Origin of the sequence: Bacillus sp. FJAT-53060 (assembly GCF_037104745.1) — a bacterium.
GTDB classification, from domain to species: Bacteria; Bacillota; Bacilli; order Bacillales; family Bacillaceae; genus Bacillus; species Bacillus stratosphericus_B.
Genome location: NZ_JBAWSW010000013.1, coordinates 16701 through 41229, shown reverse-complemented (window position 1 = coordinate 41229; position 24529 = coordinate 16701). Strand labels below are relative to the sequence as shown.

Below are 24529 nucleotides of genomic sequence, written 5' to 3'. Positions count from 1 at the left end.
GGTGTAACCATGAGCAATGCAATCGATACTAAAAAAGTAGTCGTTGATGAAATTACTTCTAAATTTAAAGACAGCGTGTCTACTGTAATCGTAGATTACCGTGGTCTTTCAGTTTCTGAAGTGACGGAACTTCGTAAGCAACTTCGTGAAGTTGGCGTAGAATTCAAAGTTTACAAAAATACTTTGACTCGCCGCGCAGTTGAACAAGTTGAACTAACTGGTTTAAAGGATTTCTTAACAGGTCCAAACGCTATCGCATTCAGTAACGAAGATGTTATCGCACCTGCGAAAATCATCAACGAATTTGCGAAAAGCCACGAAGCTTTAGAAATCAAAGCTGGTGTTATCGAAGGAAACGTAGCGACTGTAGAAGAAGTGAAGGCTCTTGCGGAACTTCCGTCTCGCGAAGGCTTGCTATCTATGTTGCTTAGCGTTCTTCAAGCTCCAGTTCGTAACCTTGCTCTTGCTACTAAAGCAGTTGCAGAACAAAAAGAAGAACAAGGCGCTTAATGCGTACTTCACGTAAAAAAACTTAAAATGGAGGAATTACAAATGGCTTTAAATATCGAAGAAATCATTGCTTCAGTTAAAGAAGCAACTGTACTTGAGTTAAACGACTTAGTAAAAGCAATCGAAGAAGAATTTGGCGTAACTGCTGCTGCTCCTGTAGCTGTAGCTGGTGCTGCTGCTGGTGGCGCTGCTGAAGAGAAAACTGATTTTGATCTAGTACTTGCTGGTGCTGGAGACCAAAAAATCAAAGTTATCAAAGTGGTTCGTGAAATCACTGGTCTTGGTTTGAAAGAAGCTAAAGAACTTGTTGACAACACCCCAAAACCACTTAAAGAAGGTATTGCTAAAGAAGAAGCTGAAGAACTTAAAGCTAAGCTTGAAGAAGTTGGCGCTTCTGTAGAAGTTAAGTAATCTTCGCCTAATCTTTTGGGAAAGCTCGCTTTTACTGGCGGGCTTTTTCTTTTCTAAAACCTGAAACGATTGAATTCAGAGGAGGTCCATTCACCATGGGTGACCACTATTATACGAAAAAGCCATCAGTGAAAAGCAATAAACAGACATGGGACTTCACCTTGAGAAACCGTACCTTTACTTTTACAAGTGACAGTGGAGTGTTTTCTAAGAAAGAAGTCGACTATGGTTCAAGGCTTTTAATTGAAGCTTTTGAAGAACCTGACTTGGATGGCGACGTCTTAGATGTCGGTTGCGGTTATGGACCGATCGGCTTATCGTTAGCAGACGAGATGACAGGCCGCACCATTCATATGATTGATGTGAACGAAAGAGCAGTCGAACTTTCAAAGGAAAACGCTAAACATAATCGCATTGATAATGTCCGCATTTATCAAAGTGATTTGTTCTCGAATGTTCATTCATCAGCTGCTTTTGCCTCTATACTGACCAATCCCCCAATACGGGCAGGGAAGAAAGTTGTACATGCGATCTTTGAAAAAAGTGCTGATCATTTATTGCCAGAAGGTGAATTGTGGGTGGTCATTCAGAAAAAGCAAGGTGGACCATCTGCGATTGAAAAATTAGAGCAGCTCTTTGAAGAAGTGACGGTCGTTATGAAAAAAAAAAGTTACTATATTATCAAAGCTAAAAAAGTTTGACGCAGTTTCCTAGCTGTGTTAACATTATAAAATGCCAATGTGTATATTTTGCTTGATAGGCTTAAAAAATAACTATTTTGTATAAATTATGCATACTTGGGAAAACTAATAAAATTGGTATTTGTTTTTGGATGTGGTTTTCTTATTTTAGAAACCCTTTTTTCTTTTGTCTTGTAAAAGTATTTCTTATCTGACATTTGAAAGACTGAAATACTTTTTACACATATAATACGCATGATTTGAGGGGTGAATCAGTTGACAGGTCAACTAGTTCAGTATGGACGACACCGCCAGCGTAGAAGCTACGCACGCATAAGCGAAGTGTTAGAATTACCAAATCTCATTGAAATTCAAACCTCTTCTTATCAGTGGTTTCTTGATGAGGGTCTTAGAGAGATGTTTCAAGATATATCCCCAATTGAGGATTTTACTGGTAACCTTTCTCTTGAATTCATTGATTACAGCCTAGGGGATCCTAAGTATCCTGTAGCAGAATCGAAAGAACGTGATGTAACTTACTCTGCTCCACTAAGAGTAAAAGTTCGTTTAATTAACAAAGAAACTGGAGAAGTAAAAGATCAAGATGTGTTCATGGGTGATTTCCCAATTATGACAGACACAGGTACTTTTATCATTAATGGTGCGGAACGTGTAATCGTTTCTCAATTAGTGCGTTCTCCGAGTGTATATTTCAGTGGTAAAGTAGACAAAAACGGTAAAAAAGGTTTTACTGCGACTGTCATTCCAAACCGTGGCGCATGGTTAGAATACGAAACTGATGCGAAGGATGTAGTCTATGTACGCATCGATCGCACACGTAAGTTGCCGGTTACGGTTCTTTTGCGTGCTCTCGGCTTCAGCTCTGATCAAGAGATTCTTGACCTCATAGGCGAGAATGAATACTTGCGCAACACGCTTGAAAAAGACAACACAGAGAATGCCGATAAAGCACTTCTCGAAATCTACGAGCGCCTTCGCCCTGGGGAGCCGCCAACTGTTGAAAATGCGAAAAGCTTGCTAGACTCTCGCTTCTTTGATCCGAAGAGATATGACCTGGCAAATGTTGGACGCTACAAGATTAATAAGAAGCTTCATATTAAAAATAGACTGTTCAATCAAAAATTGGCTGAAACGTTAGTTGATCCTGAAACAGGTGAAATTCTAGCAGAGAAAGGTCAAATTTTAGATAGAAGAGTTCTTGATAAAGTTCTTCCATACTTAGAAAACGGCATCGGATTTAGAAAGCTTTATCCGAACGGTGGCGTAGTAGAAGATGAAGTAGAACTTCAATCTATTAAGATTTATGCACCGACCGATCAAGAAGGTGAGCAAGTGATCAATGTGATTGGTAATGCATATTTAGAGGAAGCTGTGAAAAATATCACGCCTTCTGACATCATTTCATCGATCAGTTACTTCTTTAACCTCCTTCACGGTGTAGGGGACACAGATGATATCGATCACTTAGGTAACCGTCGTCTGCGTTCTGTAGGTGAACTTCTGCAAAACCAATTCCGTATTGGTTTAAGTAGAATGGAGCGTGTTGTTCGTGAAAGAATGTCGATCCAAGACACAAACACGATCACACCTCAGCAGCTGATCAACATTCGCCCTGTGATCGCTTCAATCAAAGAGTTCTTTGGTAGCTCTCAGCTTTCTCAGTTCATGGATCAAACAAACCCGCTTGCTGAACTGACGCATAAACGTCGCTTGTCAGCACTCGGACCGGGTGGTTTGACACGTGAGCGTGCAGGAATGGAAGTTCGTGACGTTCACTACTCTCACTATGGCCGTATGTGTCCGATTGAAACACCAGAGGGTCCAAACATTGGTTTGATCAACTCTTTATCTTCATTTGCGAAAGTGAATCGCTTCGGCTTTATCGAAACACCTTACCGTCGGGTTGACCCTGAAACAGGTAAAGTGACACCAAGAATCGATTACTTAACTGCTGATGAAGAGGATAACTATGTTGTAGCACAAGCGAACGCTCAGTTAGCTGAAGATGGTTCGTTTATCGATGATAACATTATCGCTCGTTTCAGAGGGGAAAACACAGTTGTTCCTCGAAACCGCGTTGACTACATGGACGTTTCGCCGAAGCAGGTTGTTTCTGCAGCGACAGCGTGTATCCCATTCTTAGAAAACGATGACTCTAACCGTGCTCTAATGGGAGCGAACATGCAACGTCAGGCTGTGCCTTTGATGCAGCCAGAATCACCGATTGTTGGTACAGGTATGGAGTATGTATCAGGTAAAGACTCTGGTGCTGCTGTAATCTGCCGCTACCCGGGTGTTGTAGAACGTGTTGAAGCGAAAAATATTTGGGTTCGTCGCTATGAAGACGTTGACGGACAACAAGTCAAAGGGAACCTAGACAAATACAGCTTGCTGAAATTTGTCCGCTCTAACCAAGGGACTTGCTACAACCAGCGCCCAATCGTAAGTGTTGGAGATGAAGTCGTTAAAGGAGAAATCCTTGCAGACGGACCTTCTATGGAAAAAGGTGAATTGGCTCTAGGGCGTAACGTCATGGTCGGCTTCATGACGTGGGACGGTTACAACTATGAGGATGCGATCATTATGAGTGAGCGCCTTGTAAAAGATGACGTCTACACTTCTATTCATATTGAAGAATATGAATCAGAAGCTCGTGATACAAAGCTTGGACCAGAAGAAATTACGCGTGATATTCCAAACGTTGGGGAAGATGCTTTACGCAACCTTGACGAGCGTGGAATTATCCGTATTGGTGCAGAAGTAAAAGACGGAGACCTTCTTGTAGGGAAAGTAACGCCTAAAGGTGTAACAGAACTGACAGCTGAAGAACGTCTATTACATGCAATCTTCGGTGAAAAGGCTCGTGAAGTGCGTGATACGTCTCTACGTGTTCCACACGGCGGCGGCGGAATTATTCACGATGTAAAAGTCTTTAACCGTGAAGATGGAGATGAATTACCACCAGGTGTGAACCAGTTAGTTCGTGTATACATCGTTCAGAAACGTAAAATTTCTGAAGGTGACAAAATGGCCGGACGACATGGTAACAAAGGGGTTATCTCTAAAATCCTTCCAGAAGAAGATATGCCGTATCTTCCAGATGGAACACCGATTGATATCATGTTAAACCCTCTAGGGGTACCATCTCGTATGAACATCGGTCAAGTGCTTGAGCTTCATATGGGTATGGCTGCACGTTACCTTGGCATCCACATTGCGTCACCAGTATTTGATGGTGCTCGTGAGGAAGATGTTTGGGAAACGCTTGAAGAAGCAGGTATGTCTCGTGATGCGAAAACAGTCCTTTATGATGGTCGAACTGGTGAACCATTCGACAACCGTGTTTCTGTCGGAATCATGTATATGATCAAACTGGCTCACATGGTTGACGATAAACTTCACGCTCGTTCAACTGGACCATACTCACTTGTTACGCAGCAGCCACTTGGCGGTAAAGCACAGTTTGGTGGTCAGCGTTTCGGAGAGATGGAAGTATGGGCACTTGAAGCTTACGGTGCTGCATACACACTTCAAGAAATCTTAACTGTTAAATCGGATGACGTTGTGGGTCGTGTGAAAACATACGAAGCCATTGTCAAAGGGGATAACGTACCTGAACCAGGTGTCCCTGAATCATTCAAAGTGTTAATCAAAGAACTTCAAAGTTTAGGTATGGATGTGAAAATCCTATCTGGCGATGAAGAAGAGATAGAAATGAGAGATTTAGAAGACGATGAGGGAACGAAGAAAGCAGACGGATTAGCGTTATCTAATGACGAAGATGCTGCAGACCTCGCACCTGTCGATCTTGAACGTGACGCAGTCACAAAAGAATAGAAGAAACGATTAGAGCAAGTGACTAGGGTATAACCCGAAGATTAAAAGGGAGGTAGGCCCCTTGCTAGATGTGAACAATTTTGAGTATATGAACATCGGTCTCGCATCACCTGATAAAATCCGTTCTTGGTCTTTTGGTGAAGTGAAAAAGCCTGAAACGATTAACTATCGTACACTGAAACCTGAAAAAGATGGTCTCTTTTGTGAACGTATCTTCGGACCGCAAAAAGACTGGGAATGTCATTGTGGAAAGTATAAACGCGTTCGTTATAAGGGTGTTGTATGTGACCGTTGTGGTGTAGAGGTAACACGGGCGAAAGTCCGTCGTGAGAGAATGGGGCATATCGAACTGGCTGCCCCAGTTTCCCACATTTGGTATTTCAAAGGTATCCCAAGCCGTATGGGGCTTGTTCTTGATATGTCACCACGTGCGTTAGAAGAAGTGATCTACTTCGCTTCTTACGTAGTGACAGATCCAGGCAATACACCGCTTGAGAAGAAACAACTTCTTTCTGAAAAAGAATTCCGTGCTTATTTAGATAAGTACGGTAATACGTTCCAAGCAGCTATGGGTGCAGAAGCAATTAACAAACTTCTTCAAGATATCGATCTTGTAAAAGAAGTGGATACACTTAAAGAAGAACTAAAAACAGCCCAAGGACAGCGTCGTACACGTGCGATCAAACGCCTTGAAGTATTGGAAGCCTTCCGTAACTCAGGAAACAAACCGTCTTGGATGATCCTTGATGTACTTCCGGTGATCCCACCAGAATTACGTCCAATGGTTCAGCTTGATGGTGGACGTTTTGCTACTTCTGACTTGAATGACCTTTATCGTCGTGTCATCAACCGTAACAATCGTCTGAAACGTCTATTAGATCTTGGTGCGCCAAGCATCATCGTTCAGAACGAAAAGCGTATGCTTCAAGAAGCTGTCGATGCCTTGATTGATAATGGACGTAGAGGTCGACCAGTAACAGGACCAGGGAATAGACCGTTGAAATCTCTTTCTCACATGCTGAAAGGGAAGCAAGGTCGTTTCCGTCAAAACTTGCTTGGTAAACGTGTTGACTATTCTGGACGTTCCGTTATCGTGGTAGGGCCACATTTGAAAATGTATCAGTGTGGACTTCCGAAAGAAATGGCTCTTGAATTATTCAAACCATTTGTGATGAAGGAGCTTGTTGAAAAAGGATTAGCTCACAACATTAAGAGCGCAAAGCGTAAAATTGAGCGTGTGCAGCCGGAAGTATGGGATGTTTTAGAATCAGTTATTCGTGAGCATCCAGTCTTACTAAACCGTGCACCAACTCTTCACAGACTTGGTATTCAAGCGTTTGAACCTACACTTGTGGAAGGACGGGCAATTCGTTTGCATCCACTTGTATGTACAGCCTACAACGCTGACTTTGATGGTGACCAAATGGCGGTTCACGTACCATTATCTGCTGAAGCCCAAGCTGAAGCTCGTATCTTAATGCTTGCTGCTCAAAACATTTTGAATCCGAAAGATGGAAAACCAGTTGTTACGCCATCTCAGGATATGGTACTTGGTAATTACTACCTAACACTTGAGCGCAAAGGTGCTATCGGAGAAGGTATGGTCTTCAAAGATACTGACGAAGCCCTTTTAGCTTATCAAAATGGTTACGTACATCTTCATACACGTGTAGCTGTTGCATCCAGCTCGTTGAAGAATGTTACATTCACTGATGAACAGCGCTCTAAATTGTTGATTACAACAGTTGGAAAACTGATCTTTAACGAAATCTTACCGGAATCTTTCCCATACATGAATGAGCCGACTAAGAGCAATATTGAAGAAAAAACGCCCGACCGTTTCTTCCTTGAAAAAGGTGAAGATGTAAAAGCTGCGATCGAGAAACAAGAAATAAATGCGCCGTTCAAAAAAGGTATTTTAGGAAAAATCATTGCTGAAATCTTTAAGAGATTCCATATCACTGAGACATCTAAAATGCTTGACCGCATGAAAAATCTTGGTTTCAGATACTCTACTAAAGCCGGTATTACTGTTGGTGTGTCTGATATTGTCGTATTAGATGATAAGCAGCAAATTCTTGAAGAAGCACAAGCAAAAGTAGATAACGTCATGAAGCAATTCAGACGTGGTTTGATTACAGAGGAAGAGCGTTATGAGAGAGTCATCTCAATCTGGAGTTCTTCAAAAGATGTCATCCAAGGTAAACTGATGAAGTCCCTTGATGAAGTCAACCCAATCTACATGATGAGTGACTCTGGAGCGCGTGGTAACGCATCTAACTTCACTCAGCTGGCTGGTATGCGTGGTCTGATGGCCAACCCGGCTGGACGTATCATTGAACTTCCGATTAAATCTAGTTTCCGTGAAGGTTTAACCGTATTGGAATACTTTATTTCTACTCACGGAGCGCGTAAAGGTCTTGCGGATACAGCCCTTAAAACAGCTGACTCAGGTTACCTCACGCGTCGTCTCGTAGATGTTGCACAGGATGTTATCATCCGTGAAACAGATTGCGGTACAGACCGTGGAATCTTGGCGAAGTCCATTAAAGAAGGAAATGAAATTATTGAGAAACTTGAAGAACGTCTCATCGGACGTTTTGCAAGAAAACCAATTGTTCACCCTGAAACGGGCGAAGTCATTGTTAACGAGAACGAACTAATTGATGAAGATAAAGCACTTGAAGTAGTTGAAGTAGGTATTGAGGAAGTATGGATCCGTTCTGCATTTACATGTAACACGCCTCATGGTGTATGTAAACGATGCTACGGCCGAAACCTTGCAACTGGTACTGATGTTGAAGTTGGTGAGGCAGTTGGAATCATCGCTGCACAATCAATCGGTGAGCCAGGAACACAGCTTACAATGCGTACGTTCCACACCGGTGGGGTAGCAGGAGACGACATCACACAAGGTTTACCTCGTATCCAAGAGCTATTTGAAGCGCGTAATCCGAAAGGGCAAGCAACCATCTCTGAAATTGATGGTGTCGTTGCTGAAATCAACGATGTTCGTGACAAGCAGCAGGAAATTGTGGTTCAAGGCGAAGTTGAAACTCGTTCTTACACAGCTCCTTACAATGCACGTCTGAAAGTTGTTGAAGGTGACAAAGTCACTCGTGGTCAAGTGCTTACAGAAGGTTCTATCGATCCAAAAGAACTTCTCAAAGTGACTGACATGACAGCTGTTCAAGAATATCTGCTTCATGAAGTACAAAAAGTATATCGTATGCAAGGGGTAGAAATTGGAGATAAGCACGTAGAAGTAATGGTTCGCCAAATGCTTCGCAAAGTGCGTGTCGCTGATGCAGGGGATACAGACGTATTACCAGGCACACTTCTTGATGTACATCAATTCACTGAAGCGAACAAAAAAGTACTATTCGAAGGCAAACGTCCTGCAACAGGTCGTCCAGTTCTTCTTGGTATTACAAAAGCATCGCTTGAAACAGACTCATTCTTGTCTGCTGCATCCTTCCAAGAAACGACTCGTGTCCTAACAGATGCGGCGATCAAAGGCAAACGTGATGAACTGCTTGGCTTGAAAGAGAATGTAATCATCGGTAAACTTGTTCCTGCTGGTACGGGAATGCAAAACTACCGTAAAGTTAAGCCGGTTTCCCAAGTGCAACCGACTGACGACATGGTTCCTGTAGAGTAATCTTTCTCTTAAGAATTCCATAAAAGTCCTCAAAAAATGGTGAAGGATGTCAAGATAATCTGTCATACGATATTGACATCCTTCTGCCATGATGATAATATAACCAAGGTGCTCAAAATAAAACCTGTTACTTTGGAGGATATTTGATGTCTTATGATAAAGTATCACAGGCTCAATCCATTATTATTGGTACGAAGCAAACAGTAAAAGCTCTAAAACGAGATTCAGTAAAGGAAATCGTCGTAGCAAAAGATGCTGATCCTACCTTAATAGCTAGTGTAATGAAACTAGCACAAGAGAAGGATGTAGACATTTTAGTGGTAGATTCCATGAAAAAGCTCGGCAAAGCCTGCGGAATTGAAGTTGGGGCAGCATCTGTTGCCATTAAGTTATAACGTACTTGTTTTGTTTTTGCATGCTTAAAATGCAAAAACATTGTTTTTTGCCTTTTGATGAACCACCTGGGTATGTGGGTTATAAAAAAGCAATGAAGGGAGGAATAAAACATGCCTACAATTAATCAGCTAGTACGCAAAGGACGCGTGAGTAAAGTTGAAAACTCAAAGTCTCCTGCACTTAACAAAGGATACAACAGTTTCAAAAAAGAGCACACTAACGTAACATCTCCACAGAAGCGCGGGGTTTGTACTCGTGTCGGTACAATGACACCGAAAAAACCAAACTCAGCACTACGTAAATATGCTCGTGTACGCTTGTCTAACCTGATTGAAGTAACAGCTTACATTCCTGGTATCGGACATAACCTACAAGAGCACAGTGTAGTACTTATCCGTGGCGGACGTGTAAAAGACTTACCGGGTGTACGTTACCACATCGTTCGTGGTGCGCTTGATACTGCCGGAGTTGATGGTCGTATGCAAGGACGTTCTAAATACGGAACAAAACGCCCTAAACAAAGCAAATAATAGAATCAAACATAAGGGTTTTTAGGAGTTGATTTCAGATCAGTGGAGTTAAGAAACTGACAATGAAACTGAGATGAAAGACAGATAGAAATCCTTTTAAAAGAGAAGGGAGGCTATTCAGATGCCACGTAAAGGTCCTGTAGCAAAAAGAGACGTTTTGCCAGATCCAATATACAATTCTAAACTTGTATCTCGTTTGATCAACAAAATGATGATCGACGGTAAAAGAGGAAAAGCTCAAACAATCCTCTACAAGTCATTTGATATCATCAAAGAACGTACTGGTAATGAAGCAATGGAGGTTTTCGAACAAGCCTTGAAAAACATCATGCCAGTTCTTGAAGTTAAAGCACGTCGTGTAGGTGGAGCTAACTACCAAGTTCCTGTAGAAGTTCGCCCAGACCGTCGTACGACTTTAGGTCTTCGCTGGTTAGTAAACTATGCTCGTCTTCGTGGAGAAAAAACGATGGAAGAGCGTCTTGCTAACGAAATCCTTGACGCAGCTAACAACACTGGTGCTGCTGTTAAGAAACGTGAAGATACACACAAAATGGCAGAAGCGAACAAAGCATTCGCTCACTACCGTTGGTAGGATTTATACCAAACTAAAAAAACTATTCCCTAATAAGGAAGGAGAAATTACCCAATGGCAAGAGAGTTCTCCTTAGACAAAACTCGTAATATTGGCATCATGGCTCACATCGATGCCGGTAAAACGACAACGACTGAGCGTATCTTGTACTACACTGGTCGTATCCATAAAATTGGTGAAACTCACGAAGGAGCTTCACAAATGGACTGGATGGAGCAGGAGCAAGAACGTGGTATTACAATCACTTCTGCAGCAACTACAGCACAATGGAAAGGTTACCGTGTAAACATCATTGATACACCAGGACACGTAGACTTCACAGTTGAAGTTGAACGTTCTTTACGTGTACTTGATGGTGCGGTTGCTGTTCTTGATGCACAATCAGGTGTAGAGCCACAAACTGAAACGGTTTGGCGCCAAGCAACAACTTACGGAGTACCTCGTATCGTATTCGTTAACAAAATGGATAAAACAGGTGCGGACTTCCTTTACTCTGTAAGCACATTAAGAGATCGTCTTCAAGCAAACGCTCATGCAATTCAATTGCCGATCGGTGCTGAAGATCAATTCGAAGGAATCATCGACCTTGTAGAAAATGTAGCATACTTCTACGAAGATGACCTTGGAACTCGCTCTGATGCGAAAGAAATCCCTGCTGAGTATAAGGACAAAGCTGAAGAGCTTCGTAGCAGCTTAATTGAAGCTGTCGCTGAGCTTGATGAAGAGCTTATGGAAAAATACCTTGAGGGTGAAGAAATCACAATTCCTGAATTGAAAGCTGCAATCCGTAAAGGAACGTTGAATGTTGAATTCTATCCAGTTCTTGTTGGATCTGCTTTCAAAAACAAAGGTGTTCAGCTTGTACTTGACGCTGTGCTTGATTACCTTCCTGCACCAACTGATGTTGCTGCAATCAAAGGTATCCTGCCAGATACAAATGAAGAGGTTGTGCGTGAATCTACTGACGACGCGCCATTCTCTGCACTTGCATTTAAAGTTATGACTGACCCTTATGTTGGGAAACTAACTTTTTTCCGCGTATACTCTGGAACACTTGATTCTGGTTCTTACGTGAAGAACTCTTCTAAGAACAAGCGTGAACGTGTTGGACGTATCCTTCAAATGCACGCTAACAGCCGTGAAGAAATCTCTACTGTTTACGCAGGAGATATCGCAGCAGCTGTAGGTCTTAAAGATACATCTACTGGGGATACTCTTTGTGACGAGAAAGATCTTGTTATCCTTGAGTCTATGGAATTCCCAGAGCCAGTTATCGATGTAGCAATCGAGCCTAAATCTAAGGCTGACCAAGATAAAATGAGTATCGCTTTAGCTAAACTAGCTGAAGAGGACCCAACTTTCCGTACGCAAACAAACCCTGAAACGGGTCAAACGATCATCTCTGGTATGGGTGAGCTTCACCTTGATATCATTGTTGACCGTATGAAGCGTGAATTCAAGGTTGAAGCTAACGTAGGAGCTCCTCAAGTTGCGTACCGTGAAACGTTCCGTACTGGTGCGAAAGTTGAAGGTAAATTCGTACGTCAGTCTGGTGGACGTGGTCAGTTCGGACACGTTTGGATCGAATTCGAACCAAACGAAGAAGGCGCAGGCTTCGAATTTGAAAATGCAATCGTCGGTGGGGTTGTTCCTCGTGAATACATCCCAGCTATTCAAGCAGGTCTTGAAGATTCACTTGAAAATGGTGTATTAGCTGGATTCCCATTAATCGACATCAAAGCTAAGTTATTTGATGGATCTTACCACGATGTTGATTCTAACGAAATGGCGTTCAAAATTGCTGCATCTATGGCATTGAAAAATGCTGTCAGCAAATGTAACCCAGTTCTACTTGAGCCAATGATGAAAGTAGAAGTCGTTATCCCAGAAGAATACATGGGAGACATCATGGGTGATATCACATCTCGTCGTGGACGTGTAGAAGGTATGGAAGCTCGTGGTAACGCTCAAGTTGTTCGTGCTATGGTTCCACTTTCTGAAATGTTCGGATATGCAACTGCACTCCGTTCTAACACACAAGGTCGAGGTACTTTCACTATGCACATGGATCACTACGAAGAAGTGCCTAAGAGCATCAGTGAAGAAATCATCAAAAAAAATAAAGGTGAATAATTGATTTTGCCTTTAAACTAAAGTATAACTACTATTGAAGATCAGAAAGTGGGAGGTAACTCTTCACTTTCTATCATTCTATACCAAATACAATGAACCTTTAAGGAGGATTTTTAGAATGGCTAAAGAAAAATTCGATCGTTCCAAATCGCATGCTAACATTGGTACAATTGGACACGTTGACCATGGTAAAACAACTCTAACTGCTGCTATCTCAACAGTTCTTCATAAGAAATCTGGTAAAGGTACAGCTATGGCTTATGACCAAATCGATGGTGCTCCAGAAGAGCGCGAGCGTGGAATCACAATCTCAACTGCACACGTTGAGTATGAAACTGAAACTCGTCACTATGCACACGTAGACTGCCCAGGACACGCTGACTACGTTAAAAACATGATTACTGGTGCTGCTCAAATGGACGGTGCGATCTTAGTAGTATCTGCTGCTGACGGTCCAATGCCACAAACACGTGAGCACATCCTACTTTCTCGTAACGTAGGTGTACCATACATCGTAGTATTCCTTAACAAATGTGACATGGTTGACGATGAAGAGTTACTTGAACTTGTTGAAATGGAAGTTCGTGACCTTCTTTCTGACTATGACTTCCCTGGTGACGATGTACCAGTTATCAAAGGTTCTGCTCTTAAAGCTCTTGAAGGAGATGCTGACTACGAAGCTAAAATCTTTGAACTTATGGATGCGGTTGATGAGTACATCCCAACTCCAGAGCGTGACACTGAGAAGCCTTTCATGATGCCAGTTGAGGACGTATTCTCAATCACTGGTCGTGGAACAGTTGCTACTGGCCGTGTTGAGCGTGGACAAGTTAAAGTCGGTGACGAAGTCGAAATCATCGGTCTTCAAGAAGAAAACGGTAAAACAACTGTTACAGGTGTTGAAATGTTCCGTAAGCTTCTTGACTATGCTGAAGCTGGTGACAACATCGGTGCACTACTTCGTGGTGTATCTCGTGAAGACATTCAACGTGGTCAAGTACTTGCTAAACCAGGTACAATCACTCCACATAGCCGTTTCAAAGCTGAAGTTTATGTACTTTCTAAAGAAGAGGGTGGACGTCATACTCCATTCTTCACTAACTACCGTCCTCAGTTCTACTTCCGTACAACTGACGTAACTGGTATCGTACATCTTCCAGAAGGTACTGAAATGGTAATGCCTGGCGATAACACTGAGATGGAAGTTGAACTTATCTCTACTATCGCTATCGAAGAAGGAACTCGTTTCTCTATCCGTGAGGGTGGACGTACTGTAGGTTCTGGCGTCGTTTCAACTATCATTAAGTAATCAACATATAAAAGAGACTCCTTGCCAAAAGGGTCTCTTTTTTTGCTTTTTCAGATCAGAACGGCTACTATAAGCTATAGAATCTATATTGAACCGAGAGGATCACTGGAATGGCAAAGACATATTTGAAAAAATGGGTGATTGGTGGGGTAGACCAATGGACCATGATGAAAGAGGATCATTCAAAAGAGACAAAGCCCGTTCTTTTATTTTTACACGGTGGACCTGGCTCAGCTCAAATTAGTTATATCGGTTCCTTTCATGAGGAACTTGATCAAGACTTCACAGTCGTCCAATGGGATCAGCGCGGCGCAGGGCTTTCATATCAAAAAAATATTCCTGCTTCATCGATGACCATTCAGCAATTTGTCGAGGATACGATTGAGCTCACAGAAAAACTCCTTTCCCACGTTGGCCAATCGAAATTATACATTGCAGGATACTCATGGGGTTCATTGATTGCTATACAAGCAGTACATAGACGTCCATATCTATATCATGCTTATTATGGAATTAGTCAGGTAGTAGATGTATTAAAAGAAAATATTGTCTCTTATGAGCTTCTTCAGAGAAAATACCATCGCAATCGACTCTTCACTAGTTGTCTGCGATTACTTACGCCTCCTCCGTGGAAACGAAGCTCAGCTCATGCATTGTTCTCTCTATATAAAGAGTTCGCAAAAGCAGGATTCACGCTTAGGTGGAAGCCGATTTTTCAAATGATGGGAGCGTTTCTCCATAGCAAGCATTATCAGCTTATAGATAAATGGAGATTTCTCAAAGGGCAGAAGTTTAGTCAAAGCAAGCTGTGGGATGAGCTGATGAATGAGAGCATTCAAAACCGAGTTTCTACTATATTAATACCGTGCTACTTTATCAATGGTGCACATGACTTGATTACACCAGCTGATGTATCAAAACCATATGTTGACCAATTAACGACACCAATAAAAGAATGGTTCACCTTTAAAGATTCTGCACATTCCCCACATCTTGAAGAACCAGATGAATTCATTCGTATCGTAAGAAAGACTGCTATACATCATCTTCAGGGAAAGCTTGATTTATAGGCTGAACCCCTGTATAATATAAAAAGTGTGCAAATCATAAATTTATCTGATTTATTATTGCAACACACAGGCCAATTTGTTACAATAGTGCATGTTGGTCTTTGACTGCGATGAAGTGAGAGGTTGCTGACACACCCGGCCGCTTTGCCATGGCGAGGTGATCAGGTTTTTCTCACGGAGAACTGTCTAACGTAAGTAGGCGAAAAGGAGGGAAAATAATGGCAAAACAAAAAATTCGTATTCGTTTAAAAGCATATGATCATAGAATTCTTGATCAATCTGCTGAGAAGATTGTTGAAACGGCTAAGCGTTCTGGTGCTAGTGTATCTGGTCCAATCCCGCTTCCAACTGAAAAATCAGTTTACACAATCCTTCGTGCGGTGCATAAGTACAAAGATTCTCGTGAGCAATTCGAGATGCGTACTCACAAGCGTCTAATCGACATCGTGAATCCAACTCCGCAAACAGTTGATGCACTGATGCGTTTAGATTTACCATCTGGTGTAGATATCGAAATCAAACTTTAATTCAAATAGAAAACATACATTATAGGAGGTGTGACGAAATGACCAAAGGAATCTTAGGTAGAAAAATTGGTATGACGCAAGTATTCGCAGAAAACGGTGATCTTATCCCTGTAACTGTTGTTGAGGCTGCTGCTAACGTTGTTCTTCAAAAGAAAACTGATGACACGGATGGCTACGAAGCAATCCAAATCGGTTTTGACGACAAACGTGAAAAGCTTTCTAACAAACCAGAGAAAGGCCACGTTGCTAAAGCGGAAACTGCTCCTAAGCGCTTCGTAAAAGAATTACGCGGTGTGGAGCTAGATGCGTATGAAGTTGGTCAGGAAGTCAAAGTTGATATTTTCGCAAATGGAGATATCGTAGATGTAACAGGAACATCAAAAGGTAAAGGATTCCAAGGGGCTATCAAACGCCACGGACAATCACGCGGACCAATGACTCACGGTTCACGTTACCACCGTCGTCCTGGTTCAATGGGACCTGTTGATCCAAACCGTGTATTCAAAGGTAAACTTCTTCCAGGTCGTATGGGTGGAGAGCAAATCACTGTCCAAAACCTTGAGATCGTAAAAGTTGATGCTGAACGCAATCTTCTTTTGATCAAAGGTAACGTACCAGGAGCTAAAAAATCTCTAGTAACTGTAAAGAGTGCAGTTAAATCTAAATAACTCTCTTAGGAAAGGAGGAAACAAGTCATGCCAAAAGTAGCATTATTTAACCAAAACGGTTCTACTAACGGTGAAATCGAATTAAACGCTTCTGTGTTTGGAATCGAGCCAAACGAAAGCGTAGTATTCGATGCTATTCTTATGCAAAGAGCTTCCTTACGTCAAGGAACTCACAAAGTAAAAACTCGTTCTGAAGTACGTGGCGGAGGTCGTAAGCCTTGGAGACAGAAGGGTACTGGTCGTGCTCGTCAAGGTTCTATCCGTTCACCACAATGGCGCGGAGGCGGTATCGTATTCGGTCCAACACCACGCAGCTATTCTTATAAATTACCTAAAAAAGTTCGCCGCTTGGCTATCAAGTCAGTATTGTCTTCTAAAGTAGTCGACAACAACATCATCGTTCTTGAAGATCTTACTCTTGATGCAGTGAAAACGAAAGAATTCGCAGGCATCCTTAAAGGATTATCTGTTGAGAAGAAAGCGTTGATCGTCACTGCGGATGCAAACGAAACAGTTGCTTTATCTGCTCGTAACATCCCTGGAGTAACAGTTGTTGAAGCTAAAGGTATCAACGTTCTTGACGTTGTCAACCACGACAAACTTCTGATCACTAAAGCAGCGGTTGAAAAAGTAGAGGAGGGACTTGCATAATGAAAGATCCTCGTGATGTTCTAAAGCGCCCTATCATTACTGAACGTTCTGCTGATCTAATGACAGAGAAGAAGTACACGTTCGAAGTTGATGTCAGAGCTAACAAAACAGAAGTGAAAGACGCTGTTGAAGAAATCTTTGGAGTGAAAGTTGAGAAAGTCAACGTTCAAAACTACAAAGGGAAATCTAAACGCGTTGGACGCTATACTGGTATGACTAGCCGTCGCAGAAAAGCGATCGTGAAATTAACTGCTGACAGCAAAGAAATCGAAATTTTTGAAGCATAAATCTTAAAAAGAAGGAGGGAAATTCAAAATGGCGATTAAAAAGTATAAACCAACCAGTAATGGTCGTCGTGGCATGACTACTTCAGATTTTGCTGAAATCACGAATGACAAACCAGAAAAGTCGTTGCTTGCACCGCTTCATAAAAAAGGCGGACGTAACAACCAAGGTAGATTAACAGTTCGTCATCAAGGTGGCGGTCACAAACGTCAATACCGTATCATCGACTTTAAGCGTGATAAAGACGGTATACCTGGACGCGTTGCTACAATCGAGTATGATCCAAACCGTTCAGCGAACATCGCTCTTGTAAACTATGCAGATGGTGAGAAACGTTACATTCTTGCTCCAAAAGGAGTTCAAGTTGGTACTGAAGTTACTTCTGGTCCAGAAGCAGACATCAAACCAGGTAATGCTCTACCACTTATCAACATCCCAGTTGGTACAGTTGTGCATAACATTGAATTAAAACCAGGCAAAGGTGGACAATTAGTTCGTTCTGCTGGGACTTCTGCTCAAGTTCTTGGTAAAGAAGGTAAATACGTTCTTGTACGTTTGAACTCAGGTGAAGTTCGCATGATCCTTTCTGCTTGCCGTGCGACAATCGGTCAAGTTGGAAACGAGCAACACGAATTAATTAACATCGGTAAAGCTGGACGTTCTCGCTGGAAAGGCGTACGCCCAACAGTTCGTGGTTCTGTAATGAACCCTAACGATCACCCACACGGTGGTGGTGAAGGACGCGCTCCAATCGGACGTAAATCACCAATGTCTCCATGGGGTAAACCGACTCTTGGATTCAAGACTCGTAAGAAAACCAACAAGTCTGATAAATTTATTGTACGTCGTCGTAAAAACAAGTAACGGGGTTGTCTACGGTTCATTTAGGACCGTAGTTCAATCACGAAGGGAGGTTACACAATGGCTCGCAGCTTAAAAAAAGGACCATTTGTTGATGATCATTTGATGGCTAAAGTCGAGAAATTGAATGAAACTGACAAAAAGCAAGTAGTAAAAACTTGGTCTCGTCGTTCTACAATTTTCCCACAATTCATCGGTCACACAATCGCTGTCTATGACGGACGCAAACATGTACCTGTTTTCATCTCTGAAGATATGGTAGGTCACAAATTGGGCGAATTCGCACCAAGCCGTACTTATAAAGGTCATGCTAGTGACGATAAAAAAACAAGACGCTAATGAGAGGAGGCTTTTAAATGCAAGCTAAAGCTGTCGCAAGAACAGTCCGTATTGCTCCTCGCAAAGCACGTCTAGTAATGGACCTGATTCGAGGTAAGCAAGTAGGAGAAGCAGTTTCTATCTTAAACCTTACACCTAAGGCTGCTTCACCAATTATTGAAAAAGTATTAAAATCTGCTATCGCAAATGCTGAGCATAACTACGAGTTGGACGCTAACAGCCTAGTAATTACTCAAGCATTCGTTGACGAAGGTCCAACACTTAAGAGATTCCGTCCACGTGCTATGGGTCGTGCGAGCGCAATTAACAAACGTACTAGCCACATTACAATCGTTGTATCAGAAAAGAAGGAGGGATAATCCGTGGGTCAAAAGGTAAATCCAGTAGGTCTTCGTATTGGCGTCATTCGAGATTGGGAATCTAAATGGTTCGCAGGAAAAGATTACGCAAACTTCTTACATGAAGACTTGAAAATCCGTGAATTCATCAGCAAGCGTTTGTCTGAAGCGTCTGTTTCTAAAGTAGAAATTGAACGTGCTGCAAACCGCGTAAATATCACAATCCACACGGCTAAACCAGGTATGGTAATTGGTAAAGGCGGATCTGAAGTTGAAGCACTTCGTAAAGCTCTTAACAGCCTAACTGGCAAACGTGTACACATTAACATTCTTGAAATCAAGAAAGCAGATCTTGATGCTCAGCTAGTTGCTGAAAACATCGCTCGTCAACTTGAAAATCGTATTTCATTCCGTCGTGCACAAAAACAAACAATCCAACGCACAATGCGTGCTGGAGCACAAGGAATCAAAACAATGGTTTCTGGTCGTCTTGGCGGTGCAGATATTGCTCGTTCTGAATATTACAGTGAAGGTACTGTTCCGTTGCACACACTTCGTGCTGACATCGACTATGCTACTGCTGAAGCTGACACTACTTATGGTAAGCTTGGCGTAAAAGTATGGATCTATCGTGGAGAAGTCCTTCCAACTAAGAAGAATACTGCGGAAGGAGGAAAATAATATGTTATTGCCAAAACGCGTGAAGTATCGCAGAGAACATCGTGGAAAAATGCGTGGTCGTGCAAAGGGCGGCACTGAAGTACATTTCGGTGAATTCGGTATCCAAGCTCTTGAAGCTTCTTGGATCACTAACCGTCAAATCGAAGCTGCTCGTATTGCTATGACTCGTTATATGAAACGTGGCGGTAAAGTTTGGATTAAAATTTTCCCTTCTAAGCCATACACAGCTAAACCTCTTGAGGTCCGCATGGGTTCCGGTAAAGGTGCTCCAGAAGGTTGGGTAGCTGTAGTAAAACCGGGCAAAGTTTTATTTGAAATTTCTGGTGTGTCTGAAGAAGTTGCTCGTGAAGCTCTTCGTCTTGCATCTCACAAATTGCCAATTAAAACGAAGTTCGTAAAACGTGAAGAAATTGGTGGTGAATCAAATGAAAGCTAATGAAATTCGTGACCTTACCACTGCTGAAATTGAACAAAAAGTAAAGTCTCTTAAAGAAGAACTTTTCAATCTTCGTTTCCAATTAGCGACTGGGCAGCTTGAAAATACTGCTCGCATTCGTGAAGTGCGTAAATCAATCGCACGCATGAAAACTGTGATTCGTCAAAGAGAAATCGCTGCTAATAAATAATAATTAGAGGGGAGGACCCGCAAACATGAGCGAACGTAACCAACGTAAAGTGTATCAAGGTCGTGTTGTTTCTGACAAAATGGATAAAACCATCACTGTTGTTGTTGAAACATACAAAAAGCATTCACTTTATGGCAAACGTGTAAGATACTCTAAAAAGTTCAAAGCACATGATGAAAACAACCAAGCAAAAATCGGAGACATCGTAAAGGTCATGGAAACTCGTCCATTATCTGCGACTAAACGCTTTCGTCTAGTTGAAGTTGTCGAAGAAGCTGTTATTATCTAATAAAGTTCGGATTTCTTTTTCCGAAGGGAGGTAACATTAATGATTCAACAGGAGACTCGTTTAAAAGTAGCTGACAACTCTGGCGCACGCGAAGTACTAACGATTAAAGTTCTTGGTGGCTCTGGACGTAAAACGGCTAACATCGGTGATGTCATTGTTTGTACGGTTAAACAAGCAACACCAGGAGGCGTTGTCAAAAAAGGTGAAGTTGTGAAAGCAGTTATCGTTCGTACAAAGAGCGGAGCTCGCAGAAACGATGGATCTTACATCAGTTTTGATGAAAATGCATGTGTCATCATCCGTGACGACAAGAGCCCACGTGGAACTCGTATCTTCGGACCAGTAGCACGTGAACTTCGTGAAAACAACTATATGAAAATTGTTTCTCTAGCACCAGAAGTACTTTAATGAATACAATCCGCGACTCAAGGAGGTGCGATTAAATGCATGTTAAAAAGGGCGATAAAGTAGTGGTTATCTCTGGTAAAGATAAAGGTAAACAAGGTGTCATCCTTGCTGCTTTCCCTAAAAAGGAACGTGTTTTAGTAGAAGGTATTAACCTTGTGAAAAAACACTCTAAACCAACCCAAGCTAACCCTCAAGGCGGAATTTCTGAACAAGAAGCGCCGATCCACGTATCAAACGTAATGCCGCTTGATCCTAAAACGGGTGAAGTGACACGTGTTGGGTATAAAGTTGAGGACGGAAAGAAAGTCCGTGTAGCGAAAAAATCTGGGCAAGTTCTAGATAAATAGTAAATAAGGAAGGGAGGTCTTTCTCATGAACCGCCTTAAAGAAAAGTATGTAAAAGAAATTACACCTGCATTAGTTTCTAAGTTTGAATACACTTCAGTAATGCAAGTGCCAAAAATCGAAAAAATCGTGATCAACATGGGTGTTGGTGACGCAGTTCAAAACGCTAAAGCAATCGATACTGCTGTTGAAGAATTAACGTTTATCGCTGGTCAAAAACCTGTCGTTACTCGTGCGAAGAAATCTATTGCTGGATTCCGTCTACGTGAAGGAATGCCAATCGGTGCGAAAGTAACACTTCGCGGAGAGCGCATGTATGATTTTCTTGATAAACTTATTTCTGTATCTTTACCACGTGTACGTGACTTCCGTGGGATCTCTAAAAAATCTTTCGACGGACGTGGAAACTACACGCTTGGAATTAAAGAACAGTTAATCTTCCCAGAAATTGATTACGATAAAGTAACAAAGGTCCGCGGTATGGATATCGTTATCGTTACTACTGCCAATACGGACGAAGAAGCACGTGAGTTATTAACTCAAGTAGGTATGCCGTTCCAGAAATAATCAATGAAAGGGAGGCGAAATCGTGGCTAAAAAGTCTATGATTGCGAAACAACAACGCAAACAAAAGTTTAAAGTTCAAGAGTATACGCGCTGCGAACGTTGTGGTCGTCCACATTCAGTTATTCGTAAGTTTAAACTTTGCCGTATTTGTTTCCGCGAACTTGCATATAAAGGACAAATTCCTGGCGTTAAAAAAGCTAGCTGGTAATCCCCATAAATGGGAAGGAGGTTATTAAATAATGGTTATGACAGATCCGATTGCAGATTTACTGACTCGTATTCGCAATGCGAACATGGTACGTCATGAGAAGCTAGAAGTACCGGCTTCAAAAATCAAAAGAGAAATTGCTGAAATCTTAAAGCGTGAAGGTTTTATCCGTGACGTTGAATACGTCGAAGACAGCAAACAAGGAATTATCCGTTTGTTTCTTAAATACGGCCAAAACAACGAGCGTGTGATCACTGGTCTTAAAAGAATCAGTAAACCTGGTTTACGCGTATATGCGAAATCAAATGAAGTACCACGTGTACTTAACGGACTTGGAATCGCAATTATTTCTACATCACAAGGTGTTTTATCGGACAAAGAAGCCCGTGCTAAACAAGCTGGTGGAGAAGTACTTGCTTACGTATGGTAAAAAAAGTTTAAGATGAATGGAGGTGCTTGGTATGTCTCGCGTAGGTAAAAAACTACTTGAGATCCCTTCAGGTGTAACTGTGACAAAGAACGATAACACAGTGACAGTAAAGGGACCAAAAGGTGAACTAACTCGTACGTTTCACCCTGATATGGAAATTAAAATTGAGGACAACGTCTTAACTGTAAGCCGTCCGTCTGAACATAAAGAACACCGTGCATTACATGGTACAACACGTAGCTTGCTTGCAAACATGGTTGAAGGTGTATCTAAAGGTTTCGAAAGAGGTTTAGAACTTATCGGTGTCGGTTACCGTGCAGCTAAATCTGGAAACAAACTTGTTCTTAACGTTGGATACTCTCACCCAGTTGAAATCGTTCCTGAGGCTGGAGTTGAAATCGAAGTTCCATCTCAAACGAAAGTAATCGTTAAAGGTATCGATAAAGAGCGTGTAGGAGCTCTAGCTTCTAACATCCGCGCTGTCCGTTCTCCAGAGCCTTACAAAGGTAAAGGAATTCGTTACGAAGGTGAATTCGTTCGCCGTAAAGAAGGAAAAACTGGTAAGTAAGACCGCTTAAAGTGAAGAAAGGAGTGACTCCGATGATTACGAAAACTAGCAAAAACGCTACTCGTCTTAAAAGACATGCTCGTGTTCGTGCGAAACTTTCAGGTTCTGCTGAAAGACCTCGCCTTAATGTTTTCCGTTCTAACAAGAATATCTACGCTCAAGTAATTGATGATGTTAACGGTGTAACACTTGTAAGTGCTTCTACTCTTGATAAAGAGTTAAAGATCGAGAATAGTTCTGACACTGCAGCTGCTACGAAAGTTGGCGAACTTGTTGCAAAACGTGCTGTTGAAAAAGGCATTTCTAACGTGGTATTTGACCGCGGAGGATACCTATATCATGGACGTGTAAAAGCTCTAGCTGAAGCTGCTCGTGAGGCTGGACTTAAATTTTAATAAAAGAAGGAGGGACACATCCGAATGAGTCGTATTGACCCAAGCAAATTAGAGTTAGAAGAACGCTTAGTTACGGTTAACCGCGTAGCGAAAGTTGTTAAAGGTGGACGTCGCTTCCGTTTTGCAGCTTTAGTTGTTGTCGGTGACAAAAATGGTCATGTAGGATTCGGTACTGGTAAAGCACAAGAAGTACCAGAAGCGATCCGCAAAGCTGTTGAAGATGCGAAAAAGAATTTAATTGAAGTACCAATGGTTGGAACTACAATTCCACATGAAATCATCGGTCGATTCGGTGCAGGAAACGTTCTATTGAAGCCTGCTTCAGAAGGTACAGGAGTTATCGCTGGAGGCCCAGTGCGTGCGGTACTTGAGCTTGCTGGTCTAGCTGATATCCTTTCTAAATCTCTAGGTTCTAATACACCGATCAACATGATTCGCGCAACACTTCAAGGTTTAAGTGAACTTAAACGTGCTGAAGATGTAGCGAAGCTTCGTGGAAAATCTGTAGAAGACCTGTTAGGATAAGGAGGGAACAATAATGGCAAATAAATTAGAAATTACCCTCAAACGCAGTGTAATCGGTCGCCCAGAAGATCAGCGTGTCACTGTTCGTACTCTTGGTCTTAAGAAAACAAACCAAACAGTCGTACATGAAGACAATGCAGCGATCCGCGGCATGATTAACAAGGTGTCTCATTTAGTTTCTGTAAAAGAACAATAAAACATTTTTAATTGATAAGGAGGTGCCCAAATGAAACTTCATGAATTGAAGCCTTCAGAAGGTTCACGTAAAGTACGTAACCGTGTTGGTCGTGGTATTGGATCAGGTAACGGTAAAACTTCTGGTAAAGGTCATAAAGGTCAAAACGCTCGTTCTGGGGGCGGTGTACGTCCTGGATTTGAAGGTGGTCAAATGCCCTTATTCCAACGCCTTCCAAAACGTGGTTTTACAAACATCAACCGTAAAGATTATGCGGTAATCAACTTAGACAGATTAAACAGTTTTGACGAAGGAACGGAAGTCACTCCTGAACTTCTTCTAGAGACTGGTTCAATAAGCAAGTTAAAAGCAGGAGTAAAAATTCTTGGCAACGGTAAATTAGAAAAAAAATTAACTGTAAAAGCCAATAAATTCTCTGCTTCTGCGAAAGAAGCGATTGAAGCTGCTGGCGGTACAGCCGAGGTGATCTAAC

32 protein-coding genes are annotated in these 24529 nt (G+C 42.0%); all 32 read left to right on the top strand.

Annotation, left to right across the window (positions count from 1 at the left end):
- The first annotated feature begins 9 nt into the window (after positions 1-9).
- Positions 10-510, top strand: a complete 501-nt coding sequence (gene rplJ, locus WAX46_RS07150) for a 50S ribosomal protein L10 (protein ID WP_226567644.1) — start codon at positions 10-12, stop codon at positions 508-510.
- 42 nt (positions 511-552) lie between these two features.
- Positions 553-921, top strand: coding sequence for a 50S ribosomal protein L7/L12 (gene rplL / locus WAX46_RS07145; RefSeq protein WP_226567646.1), 369 nt, complete (start codon positions 553-555; stop codon positions 919-921).
- A 95-nt stretch (positions 922-1016) separates the two neighbouring features.
- Positions 1017-1622, top strand: a complete 606-nt coding sequence (locus tag WAX46_RS07140) for a class I SAM-dependent methyltransferase (protein WP_336493559.1) — start codon at positions 1017-1019, stop codon at positions 1620-1622.
- Between the two features lie 255 nt (positions 1623-1877).
- On the top strand, positions 1878-5459 hold the full coding sequence (rpoB, locus tag WAX46_RS07135) for a DNA-directed RNA polymerase subunit beta (RefSeq protein ID WP_226567650.1): 3582 nt from the start codon (positions 1878-1880) through the stop codon (positions 5457-5459).
- A 61-nt stretch (positions 5460-5520) separates the two neighbouring features.
- Positions 5521-9120 carry a DNA-directed RNA polymerase subunit beta' gene (rpoC, locus tag WAX46_RS07130; protein ID WP_226567652.1) on the top strand — a complete coding sequence of 1200 codons (3600 nt, stop codon included), beginning with the start codon at positions 5521-5523 and terminating at the stop codon, positions 9118-9120.
- A gap of 146 nt (positions 9121-9266) precedes the next feature.
- Positions 9267-9515, top strand: coding sequence for a 50S ribosomal protein L7ae-like protein (locus tag WAX46_RS07125; RefSeq protein WP_226567653.1), 249 nt, complete (start codon positions 9267-9269; stop codon positions 9513-9515).
- 111 nt (positions 9516-9626) lie between these two features.
- Positions 9627-10046, top strand: a complete 420-nt coding sequence (gene rpsL / locus WAX46_RS07120) for a 30S ribosomal protein S12 (protein ID WP_008356518.1) — start codon at positions 9627-9629, stop codon at positions 10044-10046.
- 121 nt (positions 10047-10167) lie between these two features.
- Positions 10168-10638, top strand: a complete 471-nt coding sequence (gene rpsG / locus WAX46_RS07115) for a 30S ribosomal protein S7 (RefSeq protein WP_008356520.1) — start codon at positions 10168-10170, stop codon at positions 10636-10638.
- A 54-nt stretch (positions 10639-10692) separates the two neighbouring features.
- Positions 10693-12771 (top strand): elongation factor G, encoded by a 2079-nt coding sequence (fusA, locus tag WAX46_RS07110; RefSeq protein ID WP_226567655.1) that lies wholly within the window; start codon positions 10693-10695, stop codon positions 12769-12771.
- Between the two features lie 118 nt (positions 12772-12889).
- The gene (tuf, locus tag WAX46_RS07105) at positions 12890-14080 is read left to right on the top strand and encodes an elongation factor Tu (protein ID WP_007496302.1); all 1191 of its coding nucleotides are present in this window, start codon (positions 12890-12892) and stop codon (positions 14078-14080) included.
- A 110-nt stretch (positions 14081-14190) separates the two neighbouring features.
- A complete protein-coding gene (locus WAX46_RS07100; protein ID WP_226567656.1) occupies positions 14191-15150 on the top strand; it encodes an alpha/beta fold hydrolase in 960 nt (319 codons plus the stop codon).
- 218 nt (positions 15151-15368) lie between these two features.
- Entirely contained in the window at positions 15369-15677 is a 309-nt protein-coding gene (rpsJ, locus tag WAX46_RS07095) for a 30S ribosomal protein S10 (RefSeq protein WP_003156464.1), read from the top strand.
- A 38-nt stretch (positions 15678-15715) separates the two neighbouring features.
- A complete protein-coding gene (rplC, locus tag WAX46_RS07090; RefSeq protein WP_226567657.1) occupies positions 15716-16345 on the top strand; it encodes a 50S ribosomal protein L3 in 630 nt (209 codons plus the stop codon).
- A gap of 27 nt (positions 16346-16372) precedes the next feature.
- Positions 16373-16996: a 50S ribosomal protein L4 gene (gene rplD, locus WAX46_RS07085; RefSeq protein WP_226567658.1), complete on the top strand. Its 624-nt coding sequence runs from the start codon at positions 16373-16375 to the stop codon at positions 16994-16996.
- A complete protein-coding gene (gene rplW / locus WAX46_RS07080) occupies positions 16996-17283 on the top strand; it encodes a 50S ribosomal protein L23 (RefSeq protein ID WP_003217016.1) in 288 nt (95 codons plus the stop codon). Before rplD ends, rplW begins: the two co-directional genes overlap by 1 nt.
- Before the next feature lie 28 nt (positions 17284-17311).
- Complete coding sequence (rplB, locus tag WAX46_RS07075) at positions 17312-18145, top strand: 50S ribosomal protein L2 (protein WP_336493558.1); 834 nt, start codon at positions 17312-17314, stop codon at positions 18143-18145.
- Positions 18146-18202: 57 nt separating this feature from the next.
- Positions 18203-18481 carry a 30S ribosomal protein S19 gene (gene rpsS / locus WAX46_RS07070; RefSeq protein WP_003216920.1) on the top strand — a complete coding sequence of 93 codons (279 nt, stop codon included), beginning with the start codon at positions 18203-18205 and terminating at the stop codon, positions 18479-18481.
- Between the two features lie 17 nt (positions 18482-18498).
- Positions 18499-18840: a 50S ribosomal protein L22 gene (gene rplV / locus WAX46_RS07065; protein WP_007496316.1), complete on the top strand. Its 342-nt coding sequence runs from the start codon at positions 18499-18501 to the stop codon at positions 18838-18840.
- Between the two features lie 3 nt (positions 18841-18843).
- Positions 18844-19500, top strand: coding sequence for a 30S ribosomal protein S3 (rpsC, locus tag WAX46_RS07060; RefSeq protein ID WP_226567660.1), 657 nt, complete (start codon positions 18844-18846; stop codon positions 19498-19500).
- Position 19501: 1 nt separating this feature from the next.
- On the top strand, positions 19502-19936 hold the full coding sequence (gene rplP, locus WAX46_RS07055) for a 50S ribosomal protein L16 (RefSeq protein WP_003225801.1): 435 nt from the start codon (positions 19502-19504) through the stop codon (positions 19934-19936).
- Positions 19926-20126: a 50S ribosomal protein L29 gene (rpmC, locus tag WAX46_RS07050; protein WP_003217155.1), complete on the top strand. Its 201-nt coding sequence runs from the start codon at positions 19926-19928 to the stop codon at positions 20124-20126. The genes rplP and rpmC overlap by 11 nt, the downstream gene beginning before the upstream one ends.
- 25 nt (positions 20127-20151) lie before the next feature.
- Positions 20152-20415: a 30S ribosomal protein S17 gene (gene rpsQ / locus WAX46_RS07045; protein ID WP_003216906.1), complete on the top strand. Its 264-nt coding sequence runs from the start codon at positions 20152-20154 to the stop codon at positions 20413-20415.
- A gap of 39 nt (positions 20416-20454) precedes the next feature.
- Positions 20455-20823, top strand: a complete 369-nt coding sequence (gene rplN, locus WAX46_RS07040) for a 50S ribosomal protein L14 (RefSeq protein WP_003216882.1) — start codon at positions 20455-20457, stop codon at positions 20821-20823.
- Positions 20824-20858: 35 nt separating this feature from the next.
- Positions 20859-21170: a 50S ribosomal protein L24 gene (gene rplX, locus WAX46_RS07035; RefSeq protein ID WP_008356538.1), complete on the top strand. Its 312-nt coding sequence runs from the start codon at positions 20859-20861 to the stop codon at positions 21168-21170.
- Positions 21171-21195: 25 nt separating this feature from the next.
- Positions 21196-21735 (top strand): 50S ribosomal protein L5, encoded by a 540-nt coding sequence (rplE, locus tag WAX46_RS07030; RefSeq protein WP_024425600.1) that lies wholly within the window; start codon positions 21196-21198, stop codon positions 21733-21735.
- Positions 21736-21757: 22 nt separating this feature from the next.
- Complete coding sequence (gene rpsN / locus WAX46_RS07025) at positions 21758-21943, top strand: 30S ribosomal protein S14 (protein ID WP_008356542.1); 186 nt, start codon at positions 21758-21760, stop codon at positions 21941-21943.
- Positions 21944-21974: 31 nt separating this feature from the next.
- On the top strand, positions 21975-22373 hold the full coding sequence (gene rpsH, locus WAX46_RS07020; RefSeq protein ID WP_007496327.1) for a 30S ribosomal protein S8: 399 nt from the start codon (positions 21975-21977) through the stop codon (positions 22371-22373).
- A gap of 31 nt (positions 22374-22404) precedes the next feature.
- On the top strand, positions 22405-22941 hold the full coding sequence (rplF, locus tag WAX46_RS07015) for a 50S ribosomal protein L6 (RefSeq protein WP_226567662.1): 537 nt from the start codon (positions 22405-22407) through the stop codon (positions 22939-22941).
- A 32-nt stretch (positions 22942-22973) separates the two neighbouring features.
- Positions 22974-23336, top strand: coding sequence for a 50S ribosomal protein L18 (rplR, locus tag WAX46_RS07010; RefSeq protein WP_226567664.1), 363 nt, complete (start codon positions 22974-22976; stop codon positions 23334-23336).
- 24 nt (positions 23337-23360) lie between these two features.
- Positions 23361-23861 carry a 30S ribosomal protein S5 gene (rpsE, locus tag WAX46_RS07005; protein ID WP_007496332.1) on the top strand — a complete coding sequence of 167 codons (501 nt, stop codon included), beginning with the start codon at positions 23361-23363 and terminating at the stop codon, positions 23859-23861.
- 13 nt (positions 23862-23874) lie between these two features.
- On the top strand, positions 23875-24057 hold the full coding sequence (gene rpmD, locus WAX46_RS07000) for a 50S ribosomal protein L30 (protein WP_003217067.1): 183 nt from the start codon (positions 23875-23877) through the stop codon (positions 24055-24057).
- A 30-nt stretch (positions 24058-24087) separates the two neighbouring features.
- Positions 24088-24528 carry a 50S ribosomal protein L15 gene (gene rplO, locus WAX46_RS06995; RefSeq protein WP_226567665.1) on the top strand — a complete coding sequence of 147 codons (441 nt, stop codon included), beginning with the start codon at positions 24088-24090 and terminating at the stop codon, positions 24526-24528.
- The last annotated feature ends 1 nt before the right edge of the window (position 24529 follow it).

Coding starts and splice junctions, on each gene's coding strand:
- rplJ (WP_226567644.1), top strand. CDS start 10: ATGAGCAATGCAATCGATACTAAAAAAGTAGTCGTTGATGAAATTACT.
- rplL (WP_226567646.1), top strand. CDS start 553: ATGGCTTTAAATATCGAAGAAATCATTGCTTCAGTTAAAGAAGCAACT.
- WAX46_RS07140 (WP_336493559.1), top strand. CDS start 1,017: ATGGGTGACCACTATTATACGAAAAAGCCATCAGTGAAAAGCAATAAA.
- WAX46_RS07125 (WP_226567653.1), top strand. CDS start 9,267: ATGTCTTATGATAAAGTATCACAGGCTCAATCCATTATTATTGGTACG.
- rpsL (WP_008356518.1), top strand. CDS start 9,627: ATGCCTACAATTAATCAGCTAGTACGCAAAGGACGCGTGAGTAAAGTT.
- rpsG (WP_008356520.1), top strand. CDS start 10,168: ATGCCACGTAAAGGTCCTGTAGCAAAAAGAGACGTTTTGCCAGATCCA.
- fusA (WP_226567655.1), top strand. CDS start 10,693: ATGGCAAGAGAGTTCTCCTTAGACAAAACTCGTAATATTGGCATCATG.
- tuf (WP_007496302.1), top strand. CDS start 12,890: ATGGCTAAAGAAAAATTCGATCGTTCCAAATCGCATGCTAACATTGGT.
- WAX46_RS07100 (WP_226567656.1), top strand. CDS start 14,191: ATGGCAAAGACATATTTGAAAAAATGGGTGATTGGTGGGGTAGACCAA.
- rpsJ (WP_003156464.1), top strand. CDS start 15,369: ATGGCAAAACAAAAAATTCGTATTCGTTTAAAAGCATATGATCATAGA.
- rplC (WP_226567657.1), top strand. CDS start 15,716: ATGACCAAAGGAATCTTAGGTAGAAAAATTGGTATGACGCAAGTATTC.
- rplD (WP_226567658.1), top strand. CDS start 16,373: ATGCCAAAAGTAGCATTATTTAACCAAAACGGTTCTACTAACGGTGAA.
- rplW (WP_003217016.1), top strand. CDS start 16,996: ATGAAAGATCCTCGTGATGTTCTAAAGCGCCCTATCATTACTGAACGT.
- rplB (WP_336493558.1), top strand. CDS start 17,312: ATGGCGATTAAAAAGTATAAACCAACCAGTAATGGTCGTCGTGGCATG.
- rpsS (WP_003216920.1), top strand. CDS start 18,203: ATGGCTCGCAGCTTAAAAAAAGGACCATTTGTTGATGATCATTTGATG.
- rplV (WP_007496316.1), top strand. CDS start 18,499: ATGCAAGCTAAAGCTGTCGCAAGAACAGTCCGTATTGCTCCTCGCAAA.
- rplP (WP_003225801.1), top strand. CDS start 19,502: ATGTTATTGCCAAAACGCGTGAAGTATCGCAGAGAACATCGTGGAAAA.
- rpmC (WP_003217155.1), top strand. CDS start 19,926: ATGAAAGCTAATGAAATTCGTGACCTTACCACTGCTGAAATTGAACAA.
- rpsQ (WP_003216906.1), top strand. CDS start 20,152: ATGAGCGAACGTAACCAACGTAAAGTGTATCAAGGTCGTGTTGTTTCT.
- rplN (WP_003216882.1), top strand. CDS start 20,455: ATGATTCAACAGGAGACTCGTTTAAAAGTAGCTGACAACTCTGGCGCA.
- rplX (WP_008356538.1), top strand. CDS start 20,859: ATGCATGTTAAAAAGGGCGATAAAGTAGTGGTTATCTCTGGTAAAGAT.
- rplE (WP_024425600.1), top strand. CDS start 21,196: ATGAACCGCCTTAAAGAAAAGTATGTAAAAGAAATTACACCTGCATTA.
- rpsH (WP_007496327.1), top strand. CDS start 21,975: ATGGTTATGACAGATCCGATTGCAGATTTACTGACTCGTATTCGCAAT.
- rplF (WP_226567662.1), top strand. CDS start 22,405: ATGTCTCGCGTAGGTAAAAAACTACTTGAGATCCCTTCAGGTGTAACT.
- rplR (WP_226567664.1), top strand. CDS start 22,974: ATGATTACGAAAACTAGCAAAAACGCTACTCGTCTTAAAAGACATGCT.
- rpsE (WP_007496332.1), top strand. CDS start 23,361: ATGAGTCGTATTGACCCAAGCAAATTAGAGTTAGAAGAACGCTTAGTT.
- rpmD (WP_003217067.1), top strand. CDS start 23,875: ATGGCAAATAAATTAGAAATTACCCTCAAACGCAGTGTAATCGGTCGC.
- rplO (WP_226567665.1), top strand. CDS start 24,088: ATGAAACTTCATGAATTGAAGCCTTCAGAAGGTTCACGTAAAGTACGT.